Origin of the sequence: Burkholderia sp. SRS-W-2-2016, assembly GCF_001931485.1 — a bacterium.
Taxonomy (GTDB): Bacteria; Pseudomonadota; Gammaproteobacteria; order Burkholderiales; family Burkholderiaceae; genus Paraburkholderia.
In genome coordinates this window covers 37045-62164 of sequence record NZ_MSDV01000024.1, presented here as the reverse complement: position 1 = coordinate 62164, position 25120 = coordinate 37045, and the positions used below count along the sequence as shown (strand labels likewise).

19 protein-coding genes are annotated in these 25120 nt (G+C 65.9%); 4 read left to right on the top strand and 15 right to left on the bottom strand.

What is annotated here, in order from left to right; genetic code table 11:
* Positions 1-158 precede the first annotated feature (158 nt).
* From BTH42_RS12325 to BTH42_RS12280, 10 genes are all read right to left on the bottom strand, one after another.
* Positions 159-1325, bottom strand: coding sequence for a glycosyltransferase family 4 protein (locus BTH42_RS12325; RefSeq protein WP_075299577.1), 1167 nt, complete (start codon positions 1323-1325; stop codon positions 159-161).
* Between the two features lie 134 nt (positions 1326-1459).
* Positions 1460-2689: a glycosyltransferase family 4 protein gene (locus BTH42_RS12320; RefSeq protein ID WP_075299575.1), complete on the bottom strand. Its 1230-nt coding sequence runs from the start codon at positions 2687-2689 to the stop codon at positions 1460-1462.
* On the bottom strand, positions 2686-4197 hold the full coding sequence (locus BTH42_RS12315; protein ID WP_075299573.1) for a glucose-6-phosphate isomerase: 1512 nt from the start codon (positions 4195-4197) through the stop codon (positions 2686-2688). Before BTH42_RS12315 ends, BTH42_RS12320 begins: the two co-directional genes overlap by 4 nt.
* Before the next feature lie 3 nt (positions 4198-4200).
* Entirely contained in the window at positions 4201-5529 is a 1329-nt protein-coding gene (locus tag BTH42_RS12310) for a glycosyltransferase (RefSeq protein ID WP_083654763.1), read from the bottom strand.
* 17 nt (positions 5530-5546) lie between these two features.
* Complete coding sequence (locus BTH42_RS12305) at positions 5547-6470, bottom strand: glycosyltransferase family 2 protein (protein WP_075299570.1); 924 nt, start codon at positions 6468-6470, stop codon at positions 5547-5549.
* 27 nt (positions 6471-6497) lie between these two features.
* Complete coding sequence (locus tag BTH42_RS12300; RefSeq protein WP_075299568.1) at positions 6498-8723, bottom strand: polysaccharide biosynthesis tyrosine autokinase; 2226 nt, start codon at positions 8721-8723, stop codon at positions 6498-6500.
* A gap of 41 nt (positions 8724-8764) precedes the next feature.
* Entirely contained in the window at positions 8765-9970 is a 1206-nt protein-coding gene (locus BTH42_RS12295; RefSeq protein WP_075299566.1) for a polysaccharide biosynthesis/export family protein, read from the bottom strand.
* Positions 9964-10419: an exopolysaccharide biosynthesis protein gene (locus tag BTH42_RS12290; protein WP_075299564.1), complete on the bottom strand. Its 456-nt coding sequence runs from the start codon at positions 10417-10419 to the stop codon at positions 9964-9966. Before BTH42_RS12290 ends, BTH42_RS12295 begins: the two co-directional genes overlap by 7 nt.
* Entirely contained in the window at positions 10401-11837 is a 1437-nt protein-coding gene (locus BTH42_RS12285; protein WP_075299562.1) for a UDP-glucose/GDP-mannose dehydrogenase family protein, read from the bottom strand. Before BTH42_RS12285 ends, BTH42_RS12290 begins: the two co-directional genes overlap by 19 nt.
* Positions 11838-11887: 50 nt before the next feature.
* Entirely contained in the window at positions 11888-13285 is a 1398-nt protein-coding gene (locus BTH42_RS12280) for an undecaprenyl-phosphate glucose phosphotransferase (RefSeq protein WP_075299560.1), read from the bottom strand.
* 570 nt (positions 13286-13855) lie between these two features.
* Here BTH42_RS12280 and BTH42_RS12275 point away from each other — a divergent pair.
* Entirely contained in the window at positions 13856-15445 is a 1590-nt protein-coding gene (locus BTH42_RS12275; protein WP_075299558.1) for a mannose-1-phosphate guanylyltransferase/mannose-6-phosphate isomerase, read from the top strand.
* Positions 15446-15496: 51 nt separating this feature from the next.
* On the opposite strand, the gene BTH42_RS12270 is transcribed toward BTH42_RS12275, so the two are convergent.
* Both BTH42_RS12270 and BTH42_RS12265 read right to left on the bottom strand, forming a co-directional pair.
* Entirely contained in the window at positions 15497-17002 is a 1506-nt protein-coding gene (locus tag BTH42_RS12270; RefSeq protein ID WP_075299556.1) for a transposase, read from the bottom strand.
* A 582-nt stretch (positions 17003-17584) separates the two neighbouring features.
* The gene (locus tag BTH42_RS12265) at positions 17585-17884 is read right to left on the bottom strand and encodes a YciI-like protein (RefSeq protein ID WP_075299554.1); all 300 of its coding nucleotides are present in this window, start codon (positions 17882-17884) and stop codon (positions 17585-17587) included.
* A gap of 448 nt (positions 17885-18332) precedes the next feature.
* On the opposite strand from BTH42_RS12265, the gene BTH42_RS12260 reads away from it, so the two are divergent.
* The 3 genes from BTH42_RS12260 to BTH42_RS12250 all read left to right on the top strand — a co-directional run bounded on the left by BTH42_RS12260 (position 18333) and on the right by BTH42_RS12250 (position 20513).
* Complete coding sequence (locus tag BTH42_RS12260) at positions 18333-18626, top strand: PsiF family protein (protein WP_075299552.1); 294 nt, start codon at positions 18333-18335, stop codon at positions 18624-18626.
* Positions 18627-18969: 343 nt separating this feature from the next.
* A complete protein-coding gene (locus BTH42_RS12255; RefSeq protein WP_075299550.1) occupies positions 18970-19419 on the top strand; it encodes a hypothetical protein in 450 nt (149 codons plus the stop codon).
* 500 nt (positions 19420-19919) lie between these two features.
* Positions 19920-20513 (top strand): YSC84-related protein, encoded by a 594-nt coding sequence (locus BTH42_RS12250; protein WP_075299548.1) that lies wholly within the window; start codon positions 19920-19922, stop codon positions 20511-20513.
* Between the two features lie 284 nt (positions 20514-20797).
* Here the strand turns inward: BTH42_RS12250 and BTH42_RS12245 are convergent, their stop codons facing one another.
* The 3 genes from BTH42_RS12245 to BTH42_RS12235 all read right to left on the bottom strand — a co-directional run bounded on the left by BTH42_RS12245 (position 20798) and on the right by BTH42_RS12235 (position 25097).
* Positions 20798-21865: a glycosyltransferase family 4 protein gene (locus BTH42_RS12245; RefSeq protein ID WP_075299546.1), complete on the bottom strand. Its 1068-nt coding sequence runs from the start codon at positions 21863-21865 to the stop codon at positions 20798-20800.
* A gap of 257 nt (positions 21866-22122) precedes the next feature.
* Entirely contained in the window at positions 22123-23535 is a 1413-nt protein-coding gene (otsA, locus tag BTH42_RS12240; RefSeq protein WP_075299544.1) for an alpha,alpha-trehalose-phosphate synthase (UDP-forming), read from the bottom strand.
* Between the two features lie 338 nt (positions 23536-23873).
* Positions 23874-25097: a mechanosensitive ion channel family protein gene (locus BTH42_RS12235; RefSeq protein WP_075299542.1), complete on the bottom strand. Its 1224-nt coding sequence runs from the start codon at positions 25095-25097 to the stop codon at positions 23874-23876.
* Positions 25098-25120: the final 23 nt, after the last annotated feature.

Genomic DNA, 25120 nt, shown 5'->3' with positions numbered 1-25120 from the left:
GACGCGAACGTGACGAAGGCGGCGCAAAACGCCACGTTTTAAGGGTTTACGAAATAAATTCGAAAAAGTGCGGTTAAGGGTCGATCCGGGCTCAAGTTCGCGACCGGCGTGCCGTTATATACGGCGCGAAATTTTTTGCCCGGACCGGCGGCGCCGTTTCAATGCAGCGCATCTCCCGCGATCGCCTCGGCGTACACCGCCGCGACCCGCTTCGCGATCACCGCATTGTCGAAGTGCTCCTTCGCATAGCGGCGGCATGCATCCGCATCCGGCATCTTCACGGTGCCGTTGAGTGCGCCGGCCAAACCCGCCGCAATCGCCTGCGCGCCGGTTTCCGGCAGCACCAGATCCGCCGACAGCCCCGCCACCGCTTCCGGCAAGCCGCCGACCGGCGTCACCAGCACCGGCGTGCCGGACGCGAGCGACTCCACCGTGATCAGCCCGAAGCCTTCGAGCGCGACCGTCGGCACCACGCTGATATTGGCCGCGCGATACAGCGCCGCCAGATGCTGGTCGGGCACGAAGCCGAGCAGCTTCACGTTGTGCTCCAGCCCGGCCTCGTTGATACGCGCCTGCAATTCGGCGGCGAGACGCCCCTTGCCGGCGATCAGCAGCAGCACGTCGGGCGTGCTGCGCTTGAGCAGCTTGACCGCGTCGATCAGATCTTCGAGGCCCATGCGCCGCACCAGCCGCCGCACCGCCAGCACGATCGGCCGGTCCTGCGGCAGTTGCAGCCGCAGCCGCGCTTCCGCTTGTGACAGCGGCAGATTGAATTGCTCGACATCGACGCAGCCGGGCACGACCCGCACCCGTTCCGGCGCGATCCCATAACGCGACGTGAGGATCTTGCCGAACGCATCGGACAGCACGATCAGCCGCGACGAACGCGCATAGACGGACTGCTCCAGATAACGCTTCGCGCGCTGGCCGAGCGAGTCCGCGCCTTCGACGTGACTCTCATCGGCCCACGGCCCCTGGAAATGCGATACCTGCGGAATCCCGCGCGTCACGTCGAGTCCCGGAAACGTGTACAGCGCGAAGTGCGACGAGATCACGTCGGGCCGCGCGCGGCGAATTTCCGCGCGCAGCGCGCGGCGAGCCGCCATCAGCCGCAGCGGCAGCGATTGCGCGGCCGAGCCGAAACCGTTGATCGCGCCATTGGTGTCGGCGGCCACTTGCGGCGAGCCGGCGACCACGCCGCGCACCGCGACGCCGGCGCCCGGCAGCGCGCCGACCAGCGAGTAGTACATGCGGTCCAGACCGCCCGCGCGTTCCGGAAACCAGTGCATCCCGATCTGCAGAGATTTGATTGAGCCAGTCGTCATGTTTATGTGCTCCCTGTTCGTTGCTTCTGGACAATTAGGTTGTCGATGCGTAAAGAGGAGTGAAGGCGCGAGGGATTGCGAGGAACTGCCTGGCAGTGCGTGGCAATCCGCTAGCAGGCGCCCCACTCCCGCGCTCATTCCACGCTCTTCTGTCCGGCGAGCTGATTGAGCGTCAGCGCATCGTCGTGCGCGAGCGCCGACGCCTCCGCGCGGTTGCGCCGGCGGTTTTCCTGCTGCCCGGCCAGTTGCCGGTACAGGTCGATGTATTGCGCGGCCATTCGCGCCCAGCCGAAGCCGCGCGCGAGTTCACCGGCGGCCTCGCCCATCGCGCGGCGCGCGCGTTCGTCGTTCGCGAGTCGCGCGACCGCGGCGGCGAGCGCCCTGGGGTCGTCCGGATCGTCGAGCACGATCCCGCACTCGGGCGTGATGATCTCGGCGCCGCCGGCGGTGCGTGCGGTTACGACCGGCAAGCCGGCCGCCATCGCTTCCAACAGCGACAGGCTCATCGCTTCATAGCGCGAAGGAAACACGAACGCATCGACCGAATGCATCAGCACCGGCATTTCCTTCACGAGACCGAGAAAATGCACGCGATGCGCGATGCCGAGCGCCTTCGCCTCTTCCGGATACGGACTGCCCGGCAGAAACCCGGCCACCGCGATCTGCACGTGCTCGGGCAGATGCTTGAGCGCCGCGAGCACGGTGCCGAGATTCTTGCGCGGCGTGCGCAGATCGCCGACGAACAGCAGCAGGAACGCATCGCCTGGCAGACCGAAGCGTGCGCGCTCGCCTGAAGCCGCCGCGAAGCCGCGCGTATCGACGCCGTTGTAGATCACGTCGACGCGATTGTCCGGCGTCAAACCGATCGCGCGGATTTCGTCGGCGACCTTCTGCGACACCGCGGTGATCACCTTCGAGCGCCGGTACGCCCAGCGTTCGAGCAGCGCGTTGCAGCGCGTATAGACCGACTGGTACGCGGACCACAGCCCCTTGGTGAGGCCAAACGGATAGTACTTGCTGCCGAACCAGCCGCTGTGCACGAAGTGCGAGGTGTTCACGTCGGCCGGCATCCACGTGATGAAGCCGTTCACGTGCAGCACGTCGTATTCGCGCCGGTGCGCGCGCAGCCACAGCGCGCTCTTCAGAGCGAACACCTGCTGGCGCAGCAGATTGGTCGGCCACCAGCGGCCGATCTTCACTGGCGCCCAGCGCACGTTCGGATGCGCGAGCAGCTCGGGCGCGACGTGCGACGCGACCAGCGTCACGCCGATGCCCTCGTCGAGCGCGGCGCGCGCGATCTCGTGGTTGACGCGCCCCTGGCCGTCGTTATGGCGCACTACGTGCGTGACAATGGCGACTCTCAATCAGTGCCTCCGTGGAGAAATTGCGTGCGTCGGCGGTTCATTTTTTCGTAGTGAACCGCGGAAAGAATCGAAAAAGCGCTCATGAACAGCAGCAGGCCGCCGGTGCCGACCAGCGAGTTCGTGAACACCAGCATTGCGAAGGTCGCGAGGCACAGGCTCAGGCACGCGGACACAAACTTGTCGTCGCGCATCCGCAGCGACGCGAGCGCGGCGCGCGTGAGCAGCCAGACGATCCCCGACATGTAGAGCAGCGTGCCGGGCCAGCCGAGCACGAACGGGATGTTCATCACGCCGCTGTCGAAGTTGCCGTACTGGCCGAGCTGGCCGCTGTCGCTGGACAGTTTGGTCGAGGTGCCGGTCGCGCCCATCCCTTCGCCGGCCACGTCGGTGAACGCGGTCTTCGCGAAGTTCGCGTAGAACTCGTTGCGCGCCGCGTAGCTCTGGTCGTCGTGCAGATTGACGATGGTCTCCAGTCGCGCCTGCATCCGTTCGGCGACCGGGCCGACCGCCAGCAGCGGCACGCACAGACCGGCCAGCAACACCGCGCTGCCGACAATACGCACCCGCACCTTGTTGTTCGCCTTGATCAACTGGATCAGCAGCGCGATCACCCAGCCGCCCCACGTCGAGCGTACGAGGCTCAGCGCGAACGAGAAGAAGCCGAGGCCGGCGGCAATCCAGCGGACCCGGTGCTGCGCGGCCATCACGAACACCATCGCGCCCATCATTGCGAACGCGAACGGCCCCGACGAATTCATCGTGCTGAACACGCGCACGCCCAGCGGCACCGGGTCGCCCTGCGAATTCATCTGCGAGCCGAGCATCCACAGCGCGTCCCACTGCGGCATGATGAAAAACTGGATCAGCCCGTAGCCGCCCATCACCAGCATCCCCCAGATAAAGGTATTGACGATGGTGTCGCGGTACTGCGGATACTGGCGCGTGTGCGCCATGATGTGAAAGCCGATCAGGATCGGATAGAGCCAGTTCGCGAGGTCGTAGGTGGCCGCCAGCGGGCCGCTCGACATCACGCCGACGAGGAACGCGTACACGAGGCCGAGCAGGATCAGCAGCACCGGCAGGCCGCGACGCTGGCCGAGCAGGCGGTAATAGCGCAGCAGCGACAGGCCGCTGATCATCGTGACCGCGAGCGGCGCGACCTGGATCAGACTGGTCGGCGTGAACGAGCCCTTCGACCAGTCGGCGAGGCGCCGCACTTCCGGGCTCAGGAACCATAGCCACCACATGAAGCCGAGATAGCGCGCGGGGCTCTTGAAGTAGAGCCACAGGCCGGTCAGCACCGCGAGCACCGGAAACGCGAGCGTCAGCACGGTGCCCTGATGCGCGAGGATCAGGAGCGCGGTGACGAGCCACAGCAGCAGCGGCGGCAGCCATTCCTGGCGGTTGCCAGAGAGCAGCCGGCCGCGCGTTTGGGGCGCGGCTTGCGCGGTGGCGGCGTTGGGCGCGCGGTGCGGCGGCACAGGGCTCGGGTGCGGAAGCGTGGACATTGCTTAGCAGCCCCCGCGGGTGTCCCGCGTGCTCGCGCGCTGACTTTGAGTTTGCGGCGTGGCGCGCGCGGGTGCCTGAGCGCCGAGCGGCGCGTGAGCGTGGCCTCGCGTTTCAGCGTGGCTCGGCTGGCGCAACGGCGCGCTCCCATGTGCCGGTACAGCGGGACGGGCGGGTGCGTGCGTGGCCGCGCGGGTCGAGGGCTGCGTATCGCGGGCATGGGCATGGGCATTAGCCGCCCACCGTCCGCGCCCCCGCTCGCGCAGCATTTCCTCAGTGATCCTCACATGCTGCATCGCGTAGTGCTGCGTGGTCAGATCGCGCGCGAGCAGACCGGCCGCGGCCGCCTGCGCCTGGCGCAGCGCTTCGCCCGGATCGGCGACGAAACGATCGGCGGCGTCGCGCAGCGCCTGCGGCGTGAACGGCGGCACGTACGCGGCTTCGTCGGCCGGGAAGTAATCTTCGAGCGCGCCGACCTTCGTGACGATCATCGGCTTGCCGACCGCCGCCGCTTCGAGCATCACGGTGATCCCTGACGCGTGCGAATTCGGCCGCAACGGCACGACGATCACATCGGCCCAGTCGTACAGCTCGTGCTGCTTTTTAATGCCTGAAAACAGCGCGATTTCGACATTCGACGCCCGCAGCGACGCCGGAATCCGCCGCCGCGTCGCGAGCTTCACCGTATAGCGCGGATCGTTGCCGAACGCGCGGATCAGCGTCTCCCAGTCGCGGTCGCGGTCGTTGCCGATCGCCGCGATGCGCAGCGGCGTATGCGGCTTCCACTGCGTCGGCGCGTTGACCGGAAAGTCGCGCGTATTGAGGCCATACAGCAGCGGCGTCGCATCACGCCCGAAATACTGCCCGCACAGTGCGGCGTTCTCGCTCGCGAGCGTGGTCAGCCGGTCCGCGCGCGTCAGCAGCTTGCGATATAGCCAGCTGCGCCAGATTCCATACGACGGCCACTTGTCGAGCAGCCACACGCTTTGCGCGAGCAGCAGCGGCGCCGCGTCCGCGCCGGCCTTGCGGCCGCACAGCAGCAGCATCAGCGCAGCCGACAGCCACTCCTGCTCGGTATGCGTCCAGATCACGTCGGCGCGCAGCAGCGCCGCGCGATTGCGCCACGTATGGATGAAATCGAAACCGAGCGCCGCCTTCAACGCGCGGCGCACGAGCCGCATCGGTTTGCTTTCCTGGGCGTCCTGAGAATAGCTGAGGCTGAACGCGTCGGACTCGGCGTGGTGATAACCGTACAGACAGCCGATCTCGTCGCCCTTGCGATAGAAGCGCGGATCGGCGCCGTAAAACAGATGAACGTGAACCTCGGTACGCATGCGCTGGCTCCCCTCGCTCACGACAACGCGCGGCGCGCTTCGTGCGCGCCTCCGCGTACCGCGCGCCAGCGCGACAGCCGCAGCGGCGCCTGTTTCGACAGCAGCGCGAGCGCCGCATGCGTGAGCCCCGGATAGAGCCGCGTGCCGACCAGCGTCCACCACCACCACGCGGTTTCGCGGCGCAGCGGCGGCAGCTGGTCGCGCAGGATCAGGTGGAAGTTGTACGCGGCGTTGCGCAGCGCGGCCATCGTCTGCGCGTCGCGTTTGTCGTCGTCGAAACGCTCGGCCGGGAAATGATCGACGGCGACCTGCGGGTCGTACACCAGCTTCCAGCCGGCGTTTTTCACAGCGAGGCTGAACGCCATGTCGTTGTGCACCTGTGCGCCCGCGCCGCGCAGCCGCGCATCGAAGCGGATCGTGCGGACCGCTTCGGCGCGATAGCTCATGTTCGCGCCCTTCAGGATGTCGACCTCGCGCGCGGCGCCTACACCGAGATGATGATTGCCGATGATCTTGCCGTGCGCGGTCACCTTGCCGACCAGCGGCCGCGCGCCGTCGAGCACGCGGCCTTTTTCATGCACCCAGTCGCGTCCGCCGAGCGCGCCCAGGCGCGTATCGGTCGCGAACGCCTGCGCGATCCGTGCGACCCAGTCGGCGCGCGGCGCGGCGTCGTCGTCGGTGATCGCGATCACGTCGCCGCTCGCCGCATCGAGCCCGCGATTGAGCGCCGCGACCTGGCCGGGCACGTCGACCGGCGCGATCACGAGCGGCAGCCCGTTGCAGGTAGCCGGATCGCGCAGGCACGCATGGGTTGCGTCGTCGTCGACGCGCGCGACCACCACCACTTCGTCGGGCGCGCGCGACTGCCGCGCGAGCGCCGCGAGGCAGCGCGCCAGATCGGCCGGGCGGCGATAGGTCGGAACCAGTACCGTCACTTTCATCGGGATGTCCTCGTCTGTTCGTTCTGCTTATGTGCTCAGATATTCCTGAGTCGCCGCGTAGCCACGGTCGTAGCCAACCCGCGAGCGCGCCGGCATGCCGTTGAAAATGCCGCCCTGCACGTGCACGCCGGCCGCGCGCAGACGCTTGAGCGCGTCGGCGATCTCGACCTCGCTATGCATGCCCGAGCGCATCACGAAGAAGGTCGAGCCCGCATACGCGCCGATGATCGACGCGTCGGTCACCGCGAGCACCGGCGGCGTGTCGATCAGGATCACGTCGTAGCGCTTCGCGAGGCCATCGAGGTATTGCGGCAGCCGCGGCGACATCAGCAGCTCGGACGGATTCGGCGGCCGGTGTCCGCACGACACGAAGCTCAGCCCCTCGACGCTGGTCGGGCGAATCGCTTCTTCCAGCGAGATCTGGCCGCTCAGCAGTTCGGACAGGCCGTTGTCCTGTTCGCCGCCCACCTGCCGCTCGAGCGCGCCGCGCCGCATATCGCCGTCGATCAGCAGCACGCGCTTGCCGGAGTGCGCGAGCAGCATCGCCAGATTGACGGTGAGAAAGCTCTTGCCGACGCCGGCCATCGGCCCGGTCAGCATCACGATGCGGTTGCGCGCGTCCTGCAGCGTGAACTGCATCGCGGTGCGCAGACTGCGCAGGCTTTCGATCGTCACGTCCTTCGGCCGCGCGTTCGCGAGCACCGGGCGCAGTCGTTCGCCGCCGCGCAGGAAGCTGTTTTCGAGCTGGGTCTGCTCGGCGCTGAGCGGCACGATGCCGAACACCGGCAGATGGAACGCGCGCTCGACGTGATCCGGATCGTCGATGCCCTTGAACAGATTGCGGCGCAGGAACACGAAGCCGGTGCCGGCGATCAGCCCGAGAATCACCGCGGCCGACAGAATCAGCGCCTTCTTCGGCTTGACCGGCACGCCCGGGCGCAGCGCCGCGTCGACGATATGCACGTTGCCGCCGGTGCCGGCCTTCTGCACCGACAGCTCCTGCACGCGATTCAATAGCAGTACGTAGATGTCTTCGGCGACTTTCGCGTCGCGCTGCAATTGCACGGCCTTCACTTCGGTGGCCGGCAGATCGCGGAAGCGGTCCGCGTATTTGGTGCGCTGCGCCTGCAACTCGGCCATCTGCTGACGCGCGGCGATCAGCGTCGGGTGATCGTCGCCGTAGCGCTCGGCGAGCTGGGTCATCTGCAGACGCAGCGCGGCGATCTGCTGCTCGTACTGCACGCTGCCTTCGAGGTAGACCTTCGCCTCCTCGCTCGCGTTGATCGAGCCGGACTGCCGCTGATACGCGGTCAGCGCGGCTTCCGCGCGTTCGAGGTCGCCCTTCAGGCGCGGCTCCTCGCTTTGCAGGAAGTCGAGCATGCGGCTCGCGTCGGCCTGCTTGTTCGACACGTGCTGACGCAGATACGACTGCGCGAGCGCGTTGGCGACCAGCGCCGCGTGTTCGGGGTTCTTGTCCTCCAGCGAGATCTGGATCACGCCGGTCTGCTTGCCCTGCTCCTGCACGCTGATCGCCGACTGGAAGCCGCTGATCGCGTCGAGATCGTTCGCGCGCACCACGACGAATTCCTGACCGGGCCGCGCGACCAGCGTCGCGACGCGCATCGTCACCCCGCCGCCCTGCGCCTGCTCGCCGACCCGGCCGCGCAGCAGCGGCGAGCCGTTCGGCGCGAGCAGTTCGTAGTGCTCCTGATCGATCACGCGCAGCGTGAGCTTCTCGCCTTCGAGCGCGGGCGTCACGTCGATCGAATCGACTTCGACCTTCTCGCCGCCCCACGCATACGAGCTCAAACCGAGCCACGGGCGCGCCGGCTGACCCGGCGTCGCGAGCCGCGCGGCGATATTGCCGAACAGCGGAATCGTCTTCGGCGTGACGCTGAAGTTCAGCTTCAGTTGCTGCACGACCGGCCCGACCACGCCGCGGCTCTTGATGATTTCGATCTCGGCGTCGGTCGCCAGCGACTGCGAGCCGCTCGTGATCGCCGCGCCGGTCTGCGTCTGCGTGAGCGCTTGCGACGTGTTGTCGGACTGCTCGACGCGCACGTGCGCGTCGGCCGAGTAAACCGGCTTCGCGAGATAGCAGTACGCGATCGCCAGCGAGACGACCAGCCCGGTGATCGCGAGCAGCCACCAGATGTCGTCGAGGATCACCTGCAGCAGTTGGCCGAGGACGATGTCCTCTTCTTCGGTCTTGAGCGGACCGCTCAGGTGTGGAGAGTGTTGAGTGCTCACAATTCGATCCCGTTTCGTTTGTTTCGGCGTTGCCGTCCGAAGCTTCAGCGCGTCAGCTGCTTCAGATAGAACAGCGTCTGCACGCTCGGCAGCACCTGCTGCAACACGCGGTTGAAGGTGGTCGACGCGGCGGTGCCGATATACACGACGTCCATCGGCTGCAACTGGAATTGCGAGGACAGCATGATCGAGTCGGGCTGCGTCATGTCGAGGCGGAACACCTCGGGCGTGGTCGGGTGCTCGCGCATCCCGCGCATCACGAAGATCTGCCGCGGATTCGCATCGGTGTTCAGAATCCCGCCGGCCTGCGTGAGCGCATCGGCGATCGTCAGCTGGCCCTTGAGCATCGGCATCTGCAGCGGCGTCTTCACCTCGCCCATCACGAACACGCGGCTGTCGCTGCGGTCCGGCACGTTGATCACGTCGCCGTTTTGCAGCATCACGTCCTGGGTGGTGTCGCCGCGATCGAGCATCCGGTTCGCGTCGAGCACGTACAGCTGCTTGTTGCGCGTGAGCCGCACGCGCTGGATATCGGCGCTATCGGTGGCGCCGCCCGAGCGCGTCAGCGCATCGACCAGCGTCAGCGGCACGTCGCTGACCGCGAGCGGACCCGGCTGCTTGACGTCGCCGGTCACCTGCACCTTCTGGCTGCGATACGACAGCACCCGCACGTCGACCTGCGGATTGCGGATGTAGCGCACGAGGCCGCGGGTCAGCTGCTCGCGCAGCTCGCCGGTGGTCTTGCCGGCGGCCTGAATGCGGCCGACGAACGGGAAAAAGATCGTGCCGTCGTGCGCGATGGTCTGGCCGTACGGATCGGCCTGGCCCGGCAGCGCGGCCGTATACGGCTGCTGCAGCGCGCCCGCGACGCTCTGCGTGGTATTGCCGCCCGACGACAGCGTGCTGCCCTGCGGGGTGGTCAATTCAGGGTGATCCCACACGGTGATGCCGAGAATGTCCTGCGGCGCGAGCCGGTACACGTACTGCGACGGATCGGCGAGCGGCGCCGGCGGCAACAGCTGCGGCTGGCTCGCGGCGGCCTGCGCCTGGCTGACGATCAGGTTCGCGGTGATCAGATGGACCGGATAGGTTTCGCTCGGCGCCGGATCGTTGTCCTTCAGGCGCGAGGTGTCGAGATAATTGCCGGGCGCGCTCGCGCAGGCCGACAGCAACGAGGCGAGCAGCAGCGCGGCGCCGAGCTTCGCGAGCGGGCTCGCGGGTGAAGGTGCAGCGTGGGGTTTGTTCAACATATTTTCTGTAGCCATCCCATGACCAGATGTTCGATGAGCACGAGACTCTCCCTGTAGTCGTGTTCCGCACCGCCGTGCGGATCGGCGACGTCGGTATCGGCTTGCCATTTGCCGAGCGGATAAACCTTGCCGCGCGCGGCGCGGTCGAGCGCTTCGACGTCGCTCACCTGCGCGCGCTCGGTGACCAGCACGAGATCCGCCGCGCGCACCAGCGTGCGGTCGAGCCGCCGCGCGCAATGCGGGCCGGCGACGACGCCGCGCTCTTCGAGCAGGCGCCGCATCACCGGGTCCATCCGGTGGCCGTTGATCGCGCGCAGGCCCGCCGAGTGGAACGCGATCGGCGCGGCGCCGTCGCGCGCCGCGTGCGCGTGCCGGGCCTTGAACAGCATCTCGGCGGCCGGCGAACGGCACACGTTCGCGTGGCAGACGATCAGAACGTTGGAAAACATGGCTCGTTCGCCGGCACCAGACCGTGCGCGCCGACCCGCGCCGGCGCATTGCGCAGCGCGTGGCGGCGGCCGATCGCGTGATACTCGATACCGAGTTCGAGCAGTACGTCCGGCTCGTACAGATTGCGGCCGTCGAAGATCAGCGGCGTGTTCAACGCGCGTTTGAGCGCGTCGAAATCAGGACTCTTGAAGACCTTCCATTCGGTCAGGATCACGAGGGCATCCGTGTGTTGCGCGGCCGCCATTTCATCGGCGACGAATTCGAGCCGCGCGTGCTGCTGCGGCACGTCGCGCAGATCGAGCGCGAATACGCGCTTTGCTTCGTCGATCGCGACCGGGTCGTACGCCTTCACGCGCGCGCCGCGGCGCAGCAGTTCGGCGATCAGCTCGCGGCTCGGCGCCGCGCGCATGTCGTCGGTGTTCGGCTTGAACGCGAGACCCCACACGCCGAACGTGCGGTCGGACAGATCCTCGCCGAGCCGCGCTACGATCTTCTGCGCGAGGATCTGTTTCTGCGCGTCGTTGACCGCCTCGACCGCTTCGAGAATGCGCAGGTTCGCGCCTTCGTCGGCGGCGGTGCGGATCAGCGCCTGCACGTCCTTCGGAAAGCACGAACCGCCGTAGCCGCAGCCCGCGTACAGGAAGTCGTAACCGATGCGCGGATCGGAACCGATGCCGCGCCGCACGGCTTCGATATCCGCGCCGACGCGATCGGCCAGATTCGCGAGTTCGTTCATGTAGGAGATGCGCGTGGCGAGCATCGCGTTGGCCGCGTACTTGGTGAATTCGGCCGAACGCACGTCCATGTACAGCGTGCGCTCGCGATTGCGATTGAACGGCGCGTACAGGCGTTTCATCAGCTCGCGGGCCTTCTCGCCGGGCACGTCTTCGTCGCAGCCGAGCACGATCCGGTCGGGCCGCGTGAAGTCCTCGACCGCCGCGCCCTCCTTCAGGAACTCCGGGTTCGACACGACCGAGAACATCTGCTCGACGCCGCGCGCGGCCAGCTCCGCGGCGACCGCGTCGCGCACCCGCGATGCGGTGCCGACCGGCACCGTCGATTTGTCGACGATCACCTTGAAGCCGGTCATATGGCGGCCGATGTTGCGCGCGGCCGCGAGCACGTATTGCAGATCGGCGGAGCCGTCTTCGTCGGCCGGCGTGCCGACCGCGATGAACTGGATCTCGCCGTGCGCGACCGCCGCTTTAACGTCGGTCGAAAATGTCAGGCGGCCGGCGCGGCGATTGCGCGCGATGATTTCCTGCAGACCCGGCTCGTGGATCGGCACGCCGCCGCCGTTGAGCACGTCGATCTTGCGCTGGTCGACGTCGAGACAGAACACGTCGTGGCCGATGTCGGCCAGACAGGCGCCCGTCACGAGGCCCACGTAGCCGCTACCGATGATCGTCAGGTTCATCTATTACACCTCGAAAAATAGGTTGATTCAGGAGCACGAACCGCCGGCGCTCAGTACGCGTTGCTGCCGGTGAAGCCCTTCCACAGCGTCAGCGCGACGATCTTCAGATCGAGCCAGAAGGTCCAGTGCTGCATGTAGTACAGATCGAGCTTCACGCGTCCCATCATCTTTTCGATCCGGTCGGTTTCGCCGCGATAGCCGTTGATCTGCGCCCAGCCGGTGATACCCGGCTTGATCCGGTAGCGGTGCATGTAGCCCTTGACCAGATCCTTGTAGATGTCGTCGTGTTCGAGCGCGTGCGGGCGCGGCCCGACCACCGACATCTCGCCGCGCAGCACGTTGATGAATTGCGGCAGCTCGTCAAGGCTGGTGCGGCGCAGGAACGCGCCGACCGGCGTGATGCGCGGATCGCGCCGTCTCGCCTGGGTGATCGTGCCGGCCTGCTCCTTGTGCAGCTTCATCGAGCGGAACTTGAAGATCTCGAACTCGCGGCCGTCGATGCCCTTGCGCCGCTGGCGAAACAGCACCGGCCCCGGCGAACTGAGCTTGACCAGCACCGCGATCGTCAGCATCAGCGGCGCCAGCGCGCTCAACGCGGCGAGCGCGAACAGGCGGTCGAATACGCGCTTGGGCAGCACGCGCAGATCGGTGATCGGCGACGCGGCGAGATTGATCGCGGGCACGCCGAGCAGCTCGACCATCGGCTGGTTGAACAGCGTCAGGCTGCCTACATCCGGGATGAAGCGGATGTTCACGAAGTCGTGGCGCAGATCGCTGACGAAGCGATGGATCGCCTTCTCTTTCGACATCGGCAGCGCGAGCCACAGTTCACGGATCGCGCGCTCGCGCACCAGTTCGAGCAGGCGCTGATAGTCGCGCTCGACCGGCACGCCGTCGATCGACACGGCCGCGTCGGGGTCTTCGTACGGATTGATCGTGCCGTTCTCGTCGAACACGACGACCGGCGCGAAGCCCGCTTCCGGACGGCCGCGCATCTGCTCGATCAGAAAGCGCCCATACGGCGCGCTGCCGACGATCGCGACCGCGCGCTGGTTGAAGCCCTCGCGGCGCAGCCCGCGCAGAATCGAATAGACGAGCGTCTTGGTCACGACCAGCAGCGCGATCGTCGCGACCGCCCAGTACACCAGCCACAGCCGCGACAGGCTGTCCGCGCGGTGCACGCTGAAGCTGATCAGCACGCCGGCCACTTCGACCAGCAGCCAGCCGCCGGCCACCCGCGACAGCAGATCGTAGAGCGGCTTGCCGCGCCACGACTGATAGATCCCGAGCGCCGGGAAAAACACCACGACCAGCAGGCAGCCGAACGCGAGCGACACGCTTTGCATGTCGTCGAGCCATACGGGTTCGCCGCTGTGCACGGCCGCCGCCAGCAGCGCGCCGAGCGCGACCATGGCGATGTCGATGATTCTCGCTAGAACGCTCAGCATCCGCTGTCCCTCAGTTCGTCAATCAAGTGTCATCCGTCGATTGGTTAATGCGTGCCCGCGGGGCATAGCCGCTTTGAATAAAGCGCGCCGAAATGAGTGAATACCCTTGTACAGATATCAATAAAGCGGCATTAAAATTCGCACGGCAATACCGCAAAATATCTCAAATTGTATCGGTCAAAATTTCGGCATTTTTTCCGAGTTTTGAGCGGTAAGTGTTGCCGCAATAAAGCTTGACAGGCGCGCTTGCGTAGCCGCTTGCACGATGTTTCAGCCCTTGCTCGAAGTGACTTCGAGGCAACTCGGACGCAGCGCCTTGCCCGGCCGCACGCGTCGTCCCGGCTCGTGCGGCACCGTCGACGTCATTCTTGCCCAGAATTAAGCGCAAAAAAATCCGCGCCGATTTTTTTCAGGTAATTTTTATTTTTGACTGGATATGCCGGAAATTTTTAAATCCGGATCGAATAAATTTCAGGCGGATTTTTATCGCAATTCCATTTAACGCGCTTTTATTGATTTAGCGGTTCGTGTCAAACTCGACGGCATTCTTCCAGCCTCGAGGAGTTCATCATGACCGCTCCGGCCTCGCTCACGCCTGCCGGCACCCGGCCCACGTCCGCGCCCGCTTCCCCCTCTGCTTCCCAGTCCGCCGCGTCCACCAGCGTCAAGCTCAAGGTTCATCCGGTGATTCTCGCCGGCGGCTCGGGCACGCGGCTGTGGCCGATGTCGCGCGAACAGCATCCGAAGCAGCTGATCGATCTGCTCGGCGACGAGTCGCTGCTGCAATCGACGACCCATCGGCTCGACGGCCTCGACGCCGGTTATCCGCTCGCCGCCCAGTTGACGGTGGTCGCCAATGAAGAACAGCGCTTCACGACCGCCGAACAGTTGCGCATCAGCGGCAAGCCGAGCCGGCTGATCCTCGAACCCGCGGCCCGCGATACCGCGCCCGCGTTGACCGCGGCCGCGCTGGCGATCGCCGCGCAGGACGAGGACGGCATCATGGTCGTGATGCCCGCCGATCACGCGGTCACCGACAGCGCCGGCTTTCATGCGGCGGTCGCCACCGGCGTGCGATATGCGGCGGCGGGCTATATCGTCACGATGGGGATCGTGCCGACGCGCGCGGAAACCGGCTATGGGTATATCCGTATCGGCGCGCCGGTCGGCGGCGACGGCGGCGCTGATGCTACGGATCCCGAAGCATCGGCCGGCAACGTCGCGCACCGGCTCGAGCGCTTCGTCGAGAAGCCGCATCTGGAACTCGCGCAACGCTATGTCGAATCGGGCGAATACTGGTGGAACAGCGGCATTTTCATCATGCGCGCATCGACGTGGCTCGATGCGATCCGTCAGTTCCAGCCGGCGATTCACGACGCGTGCGTGAGCGCATTCGGCAGCGCGAGCCAGGACGGCGATTTCCTGCGTCTGCAACGCGACGCGTTCAAGGCATCGCCGGCCAACTCGATCGACTACGCAGTGATGGAGCAGCTCGGCGGCGAAGCGCAGCCGAACGTGGCCGCCGGCGTGGTCGTGCCGCTGCGCGCCGGCTGGTCCGACGTCGGCTCGTGGGACGCGATCTGGGACATCTCGGAGAAGGACCCGGAGCAGAACGTGCGCCGCGGCCACGTGATGTTCGAAGGCGCGCGCTCGACCTTCGCGCATTCCGAAGGACGCCTGATCGCCTGCGTCGGCACCGAGGACCTCGTGGTCGTCGAAACCGCCGATGCGATTCTCGTCGCCGACCGCTCGCGCGTGCAGGACGTGAAGAAGATCGTCGCCCGGATTCGCGCGGAAGGCGGCGGCGAAGCGGCCAGCCATCGCAAGGTGCATCGGCCGTGGGGCAACTACGATTCGGTCGACAGCGGCGAGCGTTTCCAGGTCAAGCGCATCGTCGTCAAGCCGGGCGCGCGGCTGTCGCTGCAGATGCATCACCATCGCGCCGAACACTGGATCGTCGTGCGCGGCACCGCGCTCGTCACGCGCGGTGAGGAGCGCTTCATCGTGTCGGAAAACGAATCGGCCTATATTCCGCTGGGCGTCACGCATCGGCTCGAAAACCCGGGCAAGATGCCGCTCGAAATGATCGAGGTGCAGTCGGGTTCGTACCTTGGCGAAGACGATATCGTGCGCTTCGACGATACCTACGGACGGCAGTGAAACGAGGCGGGAACCTGCGGCGGCGCGAAGCGGCCGCGGGGCATGCCGGGCTTATCCCACGTGCGAGATGAGTTCCCGGTATGACTGTGAGAAACGGTCGGCGGTGGTGGTTTCGTTTGCGCTGCCCGCGGCACTCGTTGCGCTCGTGGCGCCCGGTCCGCTCGTGTTGCCTGTGTTGCTTGCGCTGCTCGTGACGGCGGCGCTCGCGGCCTCGCCCGGATAACGGCGCAGCGGTCCACGCAATGCGCTCAATGATGTAGCGGACGGCGTATCGGGCGAAGACTCGGACGACGACTCGCTCGCCCCTTCGAGCGGGCTGCTCAACGGGCGATGACCGGTCGCCGCACCGCTCACCGCGCTGCCGGACGACATGGGCTCCGGCACATGACGCAGCGCCGACAGCGGATGCGTTGCCGAGCGCGCCGCATAGCCGGGCGCCGTGTAGGCCGCTGCCGCCATGTTCGCCACCGCATTCGCTTCCGGCTGCGGTGCCTGTGCGGCCAGCGCCAGCGCCGCCGCTTCGGTCGCACACTCGCGATCGATCCACTGACGGGCCCAATCGAACGCGAAGCGCTGCGCGTCCGCGATCACCTCGAAACGCGGACCGACGAGGCCCGAACGCTCGACACGCGTGCCGTCCTTCGTAATTTCCACGGACCCGCGATACATCGCGTTGGGCACCAGCTCGACCACCACGTGGATCAGATAACCGCGTGGATCCTCGAACTGCATGCCGCGCGGCGCGAGCGACAGCGTCAGCGGCTCGCGCCGCTCGTCCGCGCTCGGCGTGCCGTGTGAGCTCGCGTGCGTATCTGCCATATCGGGCATCCGGTAGCCATCCGCGGCGAGCGTCGCATCGAGCGCCGACAGCGTTGCCTGCGTGACGCTAAGCGCGTCCGCCGCCGGCTGCATGGCAAGCGGCGCAGCCGGCGTCACGCCGGGCGCGTCCACTGCTCTGCCCGCCTCCCACTGCTGCGCGGCAAGCGGCTGCACCGCCCACACGGCGCGCGCGGCACCGCTCGCAGCCGCCGCCGCTGCCGGCGTAGCCGCGCGCAGCGGCGCGGCCTCGTTCGGGAGTCCGGACAATTGCCGCGTGATGTCGCCGATCGGATCGGCCGCGCGCCACTGGCTCGGCGCGCTCGATACGCGCGGCGCCTGCCACGACTCGGGGCTCTTCCACGACACGCCGCGCAAGGTGTCTTCGCGGTTAGTGCGGGTTTGCGCAACCGGTGCCGCGGGTTTGGCCGTAACGGGCGGCGCCGGTTGGGGAATGTAGGCGAAGCTGCGCCCGCTTTGCGACAGCAGACGGACCATCTCCAGCAGGATGCCGTTCAGTTGCCACTCTTCGAAGCGGCGGCGGCAGGTCGGGCCGGACGGATAGCGCCCAGGCAATCTGGACCAAGGTTCCCCCGTGGTCAGAATCCACAGTACGGCATTCGTCACGATGCGCGGTTCGGCGCGTGGCCGGCCGCGCCGGTTCAGACGGATGGCCGGCTCGTCGGAGACGAGCGGCGCCAGCAGCGCCCATTCGTCGTTGTTCAGTTCTTCGAAAAACATTGGGTTGTTCTCCACGCGGCCTGGCCTGGCCGCGGCGTTGGGCCTGCCACGGGTTCCTAGCGTTCACGACCCGTGTACGGCCCCCGGTTGCACAAAGATGTTTTGTACGGTCGGTTTGAATGGGCGATACCGCCCGGAGTTGGTGCGGTTCATCCCTGTTTCGACGCACAAAACGCGGTCTCACTCGTGCATGGGAGAATTTGTGCACGAAGCATACCACCCCATTCCGGGCCTGAATATAGTTGAGACAAGTGTTACGGATAGAAACAATATTGTCCTTTTTGCTTCGACTTCTCACCTATTGCCGTAACAGAAGCGCCGTCTTATCCGGCATCGAATCGACGTATTGCGGAGCACAAGCGCATTCATCCACCGCGAATAGTCTTTAGAAATCCGAATGAATGAATCAGTACGCATTTCGATGCGTTTTGATAGCGCACGCGGCGGCGCCGGCGGTGCTGGACCGGCCTGCCGCAACGCATGGTCGTAGTGGAATTGCCGCGCTGAAAAATGCGCGTGCGAGTGCCGCGCACGCGCGAGGTTCGCGCCGTAACCTCGCGGTTGATTCGCTGCCGCGCGGGCTTACACGCGCACTGGTCTGGCTGCGTGTTCGCCGACCACGGTCGTCCATTCGCGCACGCGCCAACTCGTCACGAGTCCGGCCAATACATACGGATCGGCCTTGGCAAAGGCTTCCGCGACCGCCGGCGACGCGCCGTTAAAGAGCAGCACCGCGCCGTCGGTCGGCTCCGCGAGCGCGCCGGCAAGCAATAGCTCGCCCCGCTCGGCGGCGGCCCACGCGAGTTTCAGATGCGCGTCGCGATGCTCGCCGCGGCGGGCCAGATAGTCGGGCACCAGCTCGTACATCAACAGGTAATGCATGGTAAGGCTCCTCGCAAAGATCAATCAGCAGGCTGTGGACGGCATGCGCCGCCGGGTCGATTCGCACGGCCTCCCAGCGCCGGATTTCAGAGCAATTTCCATTCAGTTGCATTCGCAGCAATGCAAACATTAGTCGCGATTTTTTTGCGTATCGATTCGGATATCGTCCAATACGATTTGATTGCCACTATTTGAATAGCCGGAATGAATTTATCTGCATTGCATAGCATGATTTCTTTTCACTTCCATTCGGCCGTTTCAAACGGGCAGCTGCCGTGTCGGCCGTACCCTAAGGGAAAACGAGCGCATGCGGATGTCAACCGGAACGCATCGAAAACCGTTTTCGCAGACGGCATTTGCCATAATGGATGCGCCAATGGGCACGGGAGGCCATCGAGGCCCGCGCGCACAAACGACCAAAAACGTTTTCATCACGATGGAGTGTCCCATGAAAATTCAATCCGCTATCGCTGCACTGGTGCTGGGCGCGGTGCTGGTGTCGCCGGCGTTCGCCGAGAACAGCCAGCAGACCAAGATGGCCGACTGTAACAAGCAGGCCGGCGACAAGAAGGGCGACGAGCGCAAGGCGTTCATGAAGACCTGCCTGTCCGCGAAGCCGGCCGCCGCGCCGATGACCCAGCAGGAAAAGATGAAGGTCTGCAACACGCAGGCCGCCGGCAAAAAGGGCGACGACCGCAAGGCGTTCATGAAGACCTGTCTGTCGTCGGCGCCGGCTAACTAAGCACCGGCCTCACCCGTATCGGATCACGCCGGCGCCGCGCGACGAACGCGGCGCCGGCCCTCTTCTCGCTGTATCGCTACACCGCTGCACCGCTGGATGTCCGCATCGCTCGATGCAAAAGGCGGCGTTGCCAGCCTTTCCCTCTCCCGCGTTTTCGCGCGCTCACCCGCTTTCGCAACCCGGCCGCCCATCCGGTAGCGCCCCGCTCCACAGTCCGCCCGCCAGAGCGCGCCGTTTTCTTCTATGATGACTGCGGAGACGGCCCACCCCCTAAATACAGAATCAAGATCAGACGGGCCGCCATCTTGTCGTTCGTGCTGCTGAGCATCGATCGGAGGCAAGGATGGTTTCGAAGCACAAAAACCGCTGGTTAAGGCGGTGGTTGCTGGTGATCATATTCTGGGCCGTGCCCGTGGCGATCGTCGCGGTCAACGAGATCCGCGAAGAAATGTCGTATAACGCGGTCGATCTCGATCGCGCGTTAACCACGTGGAATTTCTCCGACGCGCAACGCGCCGCCGGCGCCCCCGCGCACTGCCACGGCAAGCCCGACGCGGCCAAAGCCGCCGGCTGCCCGGCCGACGTGCTGGCCGCCAACGCGCCGCGTCAACAGGACGCGATCAACGAGTACGACGTGCGCCGCTCGACGCTGATGGCGTATCTCTGGCACGCGTTCGTCGGCTACTGGGTCGTGCCGGCCGCGATCCTGTTCGCGATCGGCGCGATCATCGGCATGGTGCGCCGCGCGTTGCGGCGCCCGCCGGTGGTTAAGAGCCCGGCGAATAACGGTTGATGCGCGGCGCTGAGCACGCTTCGGCAGGCAGCGGCCACCGCTCGCCAATGCACGGTGAGTCGCCCCACCCGTTGCGCCGCGCCGACCCGCCACCATTCGACACTATTTTTGAGCCAGTTGTCGTTTTGGCAGCACACGGCCGCCGCGCGCTGCGCAGAAACAACACTTTCAGTTCTGTTACAGACCCCGGGCCGAACCCGCATCGATCGGTAAAAACCGGCGCGCTGGACGGCCGCGCTGAAGCGTCCCCAAAATCGCCGTGCGCTGGGCGCCTCGCGCGTTTCGCTACGAGCGCAGCCCGCGCGCGACGCGCTTCGGAACCTCGCCAAACGCCGGTCAAAATTACTTGCCGGCACCTTACGATTCGCCTCAAAGCCTTGTCCTGTAAGGCTTTTCGCGTCATCGCCCGACACGCCATCCGGGCGGGCGTGTGTTATAACTCAATGGCAACCAGGCGGAACCATCCACGGTTGAGCCCGGATTCACGACGGAGAAAAACGATGCAAAGACGACACTTCATGATGAAGACGACCGCTGCGCTGGCTTTCGGTGGCCTTGCACTCGCCGGCTGTACGACGACGGGCCCGAACGCCAATAACCAGACTCCCGCCACCGACACTTCGAAGCGCCATTCGATCGACGCCAGCGTCGACGGCACGCTCTCGAAGCTGTTCACCACGGTGCCGGGCTCGCGCGAACTGGTGTCGAAGGCGCGCGGCGTGCTGGTGTTCCCGTCGGTGCTGCAGGCGGGCTTTATCGTCGGCGGTCAGTATGGCGAAGGCGCATTGCGCGTCGGCGGCGCGACGGTCGGCTACTACAGCACGATCTCGGGTTCGTTCGGCCTGCAGGCGGGCGCGCAGTCCAAGGCGATCATCTTCCTGTTCATGACCCAGGATTCGCTCGACAAATTCCGCAACGCGGATGGCTGGTCGGCCGGCGTCGACGCATCGGTGGCGCTCGTGAAGATCGGCGCGAACGGCGCGGTCGACACGAACACGGCCACCGCCCCGGTGCAGGTGTTCGTGATGACCAACGCGGGCCTGATGGGCGACGTGTCGCTGCAAGGCACGAAGGTCTCGCGCCTGAAGATCTGAGCGCGCTGACGGGCGCATTCCGGTGCGCTCGTGGCGGCGGCTCAAGGCCGGGCGTGGGCCGCGGCAGCAGCAATATGCGTGAAGCCGTGCGAAGCATTCATCGAGTGCTTCGCGCGGCTTTTTCTTTGCCGGCGAGTTTTGCGGCTGACATTCGCCGCGAGGTTCCACACCGTGGTCGCAGCGGCTCGCCGTGCATAAAAAAAGCGGCGCCGCGCATCGCGCAGCACCGCTCGTGCTTGAACGCCGATCAACGCCGATCGACCTGCGATCGACCTCCGGCCGCTTCAACTACCCGACGTATCGATCACCTTGAAGCGCGACCGCTTCTGCGCGCGAATCACCGACTGATACGCCTCCACGTATTGCCGCGCCATCCGGTGCGACGTGAAGCGTTCCTCGAAGCGGCGCCGCACGCCGGCGCGCGGCACCTTGTGCAGCCGGTTCACCGCGGCCACCGCGCCGATCTCGTCCTCGACGATAAAGCCGGTCACGCCGTCTTCGAGCACCTCCGGCACCGAGCCGCGATTGAACGCGATCACCGGCGTGCCGCAGGCCATCGCCTCGATCATCACGAGGCCGAACGGCTCCGGCCAGTCGATCGGAAACAGCAGCGCATGCGCGCCCGACAAAAATTCGGCCTTCTGATGATCGGCGATCTCGCCGATGAACTCGACATACGGCAGATCGAGCAACGGCCGGATCTCGCGCTCGAAGTACTCGCGGTCGGCCGAATCGACCTTCGCGGCGATGCGGATCGGAATGCCGCAGCGCCCGGCGATGCGAATCGCGGTATCGACGCGCTTTTCCGGCGAAATCCGGCCGAGAAACGCGAGGTACTTCTGCTCGACCGGTTGCGGCGTATACAGCTGCTCGGGCAGCCCGTGATAGACGGTGGTCAGCCAGCGCGCCTGCGGCAACGGATGACGCTGCGCATTCGAAATCGAAATCACCGGCGCGGTGTTGAAGGTGTCGAACACCGGCTGCTGCTCGGGCAGATCGAGCCGGCCGTGCATCGTCGTGACGAACGGCGTGTCCTGGCGCTTGAACACCGAGAACGAGTAATAGTCGAGGTGAAAATGCAGCACGTCGAACTCTTCGGCCTGGCGGCGCACGAGTTCCATCAGCAGCATATGCGGCGCGATGCGGTCGCGGATGCCGGGATCCAGACGCAGCGCGCGCGGCCAGACCGCTTCGAGCTTCGCGCTGGTGACGGAGTCGCCGCTTGCGAACAGCGTCACATCGTGGCCCTGCTCGACCAGCGCTTCGGTGATGTACGACACGACCCGCTCGGTGCCCCCATACAGCTTCGGCGGCACGGATTCGGTCAGCGGGGCGATCTGCGCAATCTTCATATCTGTCTCCATGAGCTGACGGCTTGCGCGTTATCGCGGTGCGCGTCGGCGACGCCGAGTATGACAGCGCCATTACATCCGGGCAATGCACGCGGCGCGTGAGCGTCGCATGCCTCATCGCTACCGTGCATTATTGCCTGGCGCCTGGGGCCACGCCGCAGGTCTTGCATTTACTCGGTGCTGTTACACCCGACTTACATCCGGGGAGAACGCGGCGCGGTGACGAGCCGTTGCGCGGTCCGTCACCGCCCGTCCGCTCACTTGTGGCCGCCGCCCTCGCCCGCCTTGCGCACCGGCACGCTGCGCAAATCGTTGAGAAAGGTATCGCGCCAGACCCCGAGATCGTTCTTGCGCAGTGCCGCCATGTTGATCTCGTGACGCCGCTGGCGCTCCGCGAGCGGCATCTGCAACGCGTGCTGCAACGCTTCGGACATGCCGATCGCATCGTGCGGATTGACCAGCAGCGCACCGCTCAACTCCGCGGCCGCGCCGGCGAATATCGACAGCACCAGCACGCCGGGATCGTCGGGATTCTGCGCGGCGACGTACTCCTTCGCGACCAGATTCATACCGTCGTGCAACGGCGTGACGAAGCCGATCTGCGATTCGCGAAACAGCGACATCAGTTTCCAGCGGTCGTACTGCTGGTTCAGATAGCGGATCGGCGTGTAGTCGAGCCCGGAGTAACGGCCATTGATTCGGCCTGCTTCGTATTCGAGGTCCTGACGAATCTTCTGATAGGTCGCGACGTCCGAGCGCGTCGGCGGCGCAATCTGCACGAGCGTGACGTTGCCGCGCCATTCGGGCGAGCGCTCCAGCAGCAGTTCGAACGAACGGAAACGCTCGACGAGGCCCTTCGAATAATCGAGCCGGTCCACGCTCATGATCAGCTTGCGCCCCTCCAGACTCTGCTTCAGATCGAGCACGTGCTGCCGGCTTTCGTAGCGCTTCGCCTGCTCGGCGATCTCGTCGGGGAACACGCCGATCCGGTACACGCCGGTGCGCAGCTTGCGGCCGAACGCTTCGACCTGATTGCCGTTGCTGAGCGTGCCGCGCGCATGGCGCGTCACGTAGTCGTGGAAGGCCTGCTGGTCGGTGGCGGTCTGAAAGCCGAGCAGGTCGTAGCACGACAGCGACTTCACCAGTTCCTCGTGCGGCGGGATGTTCAGCAGGATCTGCGGCGCGGGAAACGGAATGTGCAGGAAGAAGCCGATCCGGTTGGTCACGCCTTCGCTGCGCAGCGCCTCGGCGAACGGGATCAGATGGTAGTCGTGGATCCAGATCACGTCGTCCGGTTCGAGCAGCTTGATCAGCTTGTGCGCGAGCCATGCGTTGACGCGCCGGTAGCCCGCGTATTCCTCGCGCTCGTAACGCGCGAGATCGTTGCGGTAATGAAATACCGGCCACAGCGTCGCGTTCGAGAAGCCGCGATAGTACTGGTCGTAATCCTTGCGCGTGAGTCCGACGGTCGCGAACGTCACCGCGCCGTCCTGTTCGAGCGCCGGCCCGGCGTTGGCGACGGTCTCGCTGACCACGTCGCCGCTCCAGCCGAACCAGACCCCGCCCGCATCCTTGAGCGCGCCGAATACGCCGACGGCGAGCCCGCCTGCCGATCCCTTGGTCTCCGTCGGCGTCGCGACGCGATTCGACACGACGATCAGTCGGCCCATGTTGGATGTCCTCCTTGGTACGTGCGGCGCGCCTGGCAGCGGTTCGGGACGAGGAAGTTCGCGCGCGGCGTGTAAGCGCTACCGCATGCAACGGCTCGGCCCGGACCACGATTGCTCCCGCCGATAGCGCGCCAATGCGTGAGTGATTTAAGTATGGGTCAGCGGCCGCACACCGCGCGGACAGTCCGCGGGATGCGCGTCGTGGCGGATTCATGCGCTTCGCTTTATTTCGCGCGCATGCTTCGCGCTACGGCGGCCGGCGCGATGCACCCATTACGCGGGTGCGATCGCGCCCCGCAAGGTAGCAAGCCACGTACCCAGTCACGCTCCCAGGCCGCCTAGGCCTGCTCCTTCGCCTTGCGCGCAGCCTCGGCCACCTCCGGCCGGCCGATCCGCGTCGCCACCGGATCGGCTTCGGTATGTGCGGCGGTGCTGCTGGCCGGCGCCTGCATGCTGCGCGGCAGCCAGTCGACCGGCGAGCCGCTGCCGGGCTCCAGCTCCGCAGACACCTCGGCGCGCCCGCGCGGCAGACATTCCGGATAGTGCCGCTGAATGAATTCGACCAGCCCTTCGCGGACCCGGCAGCGCAGATCCCACGCGAGACCGGAATCGGGTGCGCTGACCAGTGCACGCAGCTGCATCGCGCGTTCGGTGCAGTCGAACACCTGCAACACCTGCACGCGCCGATCCCACTCCGGCGCGCTTTCGACGATCCGCGCGAGCTCCTCGCGCAGCGGCGCGAGCGGCATCCGGTAATCGACGAACAGGAACACGGTGCCGATGATCTGCGAGCTGCTGCGGGTCCAGTTGGTGAACGGATTTTCGATGAACCATTGCAGCGGCACGATCAGCCGGCGCTGGTCCCACAGCCGCACGGACACGTACGTGCCGGTGATTTCCTCGATACGCCCCCATTCATTCTGGATCACGACCACGTCGTCGAGCCGCAGCGGCTGCGACAGCGCGATCTGCAAACCGGCGATCAGATTGCCGAGCACCGGCCGCGCGGCGATACCGGCGACCAGACCGGCCACACCGGCCGAGGCCAGCAGGCTCGCGCCGATCTGCCGGACGTTCGGCAAGGTCATCAGCGCGCCGCCCACGCCGACGATCACGATCACGATCATCACCGAACGCGCGAGCACCCGAGCCTGGGTATGGATGCGGCGGGCCTGCAGGTTGTCGGCGGTATCGAGCGGATGCGCGCGGATGATCGCCTCGCCGATCGCCGCGGCCGAGCGCACCGACAGCCACGTGAGCGCGGCGATCAGCGCGATGCCCGTGACGTCGCGCACCGGTTCGATGAAATTGAGGGTAGTGGGCGCCTCGGACCAGATCCACGCGAGCACGAGGATCACGAGCGCAAACAGCGAAGGTTTGTCGATATAGCGCAGCACCACGCTGGTCAGCGCGTGCGGTTCGGCAATGCGCTTGACCACGCGCGCGCCGAAACGATGCACGCCGATCGTCACGATCGTCATGAGCGCGGTCACGATCAGCACGCCGAGCCAAGAGTGCAGCGGCGCGGCGGCCACCCGGCTGAAGTCGTCGAAAGTCGGCATAACGGGCATCTTCCTCCGGGCTC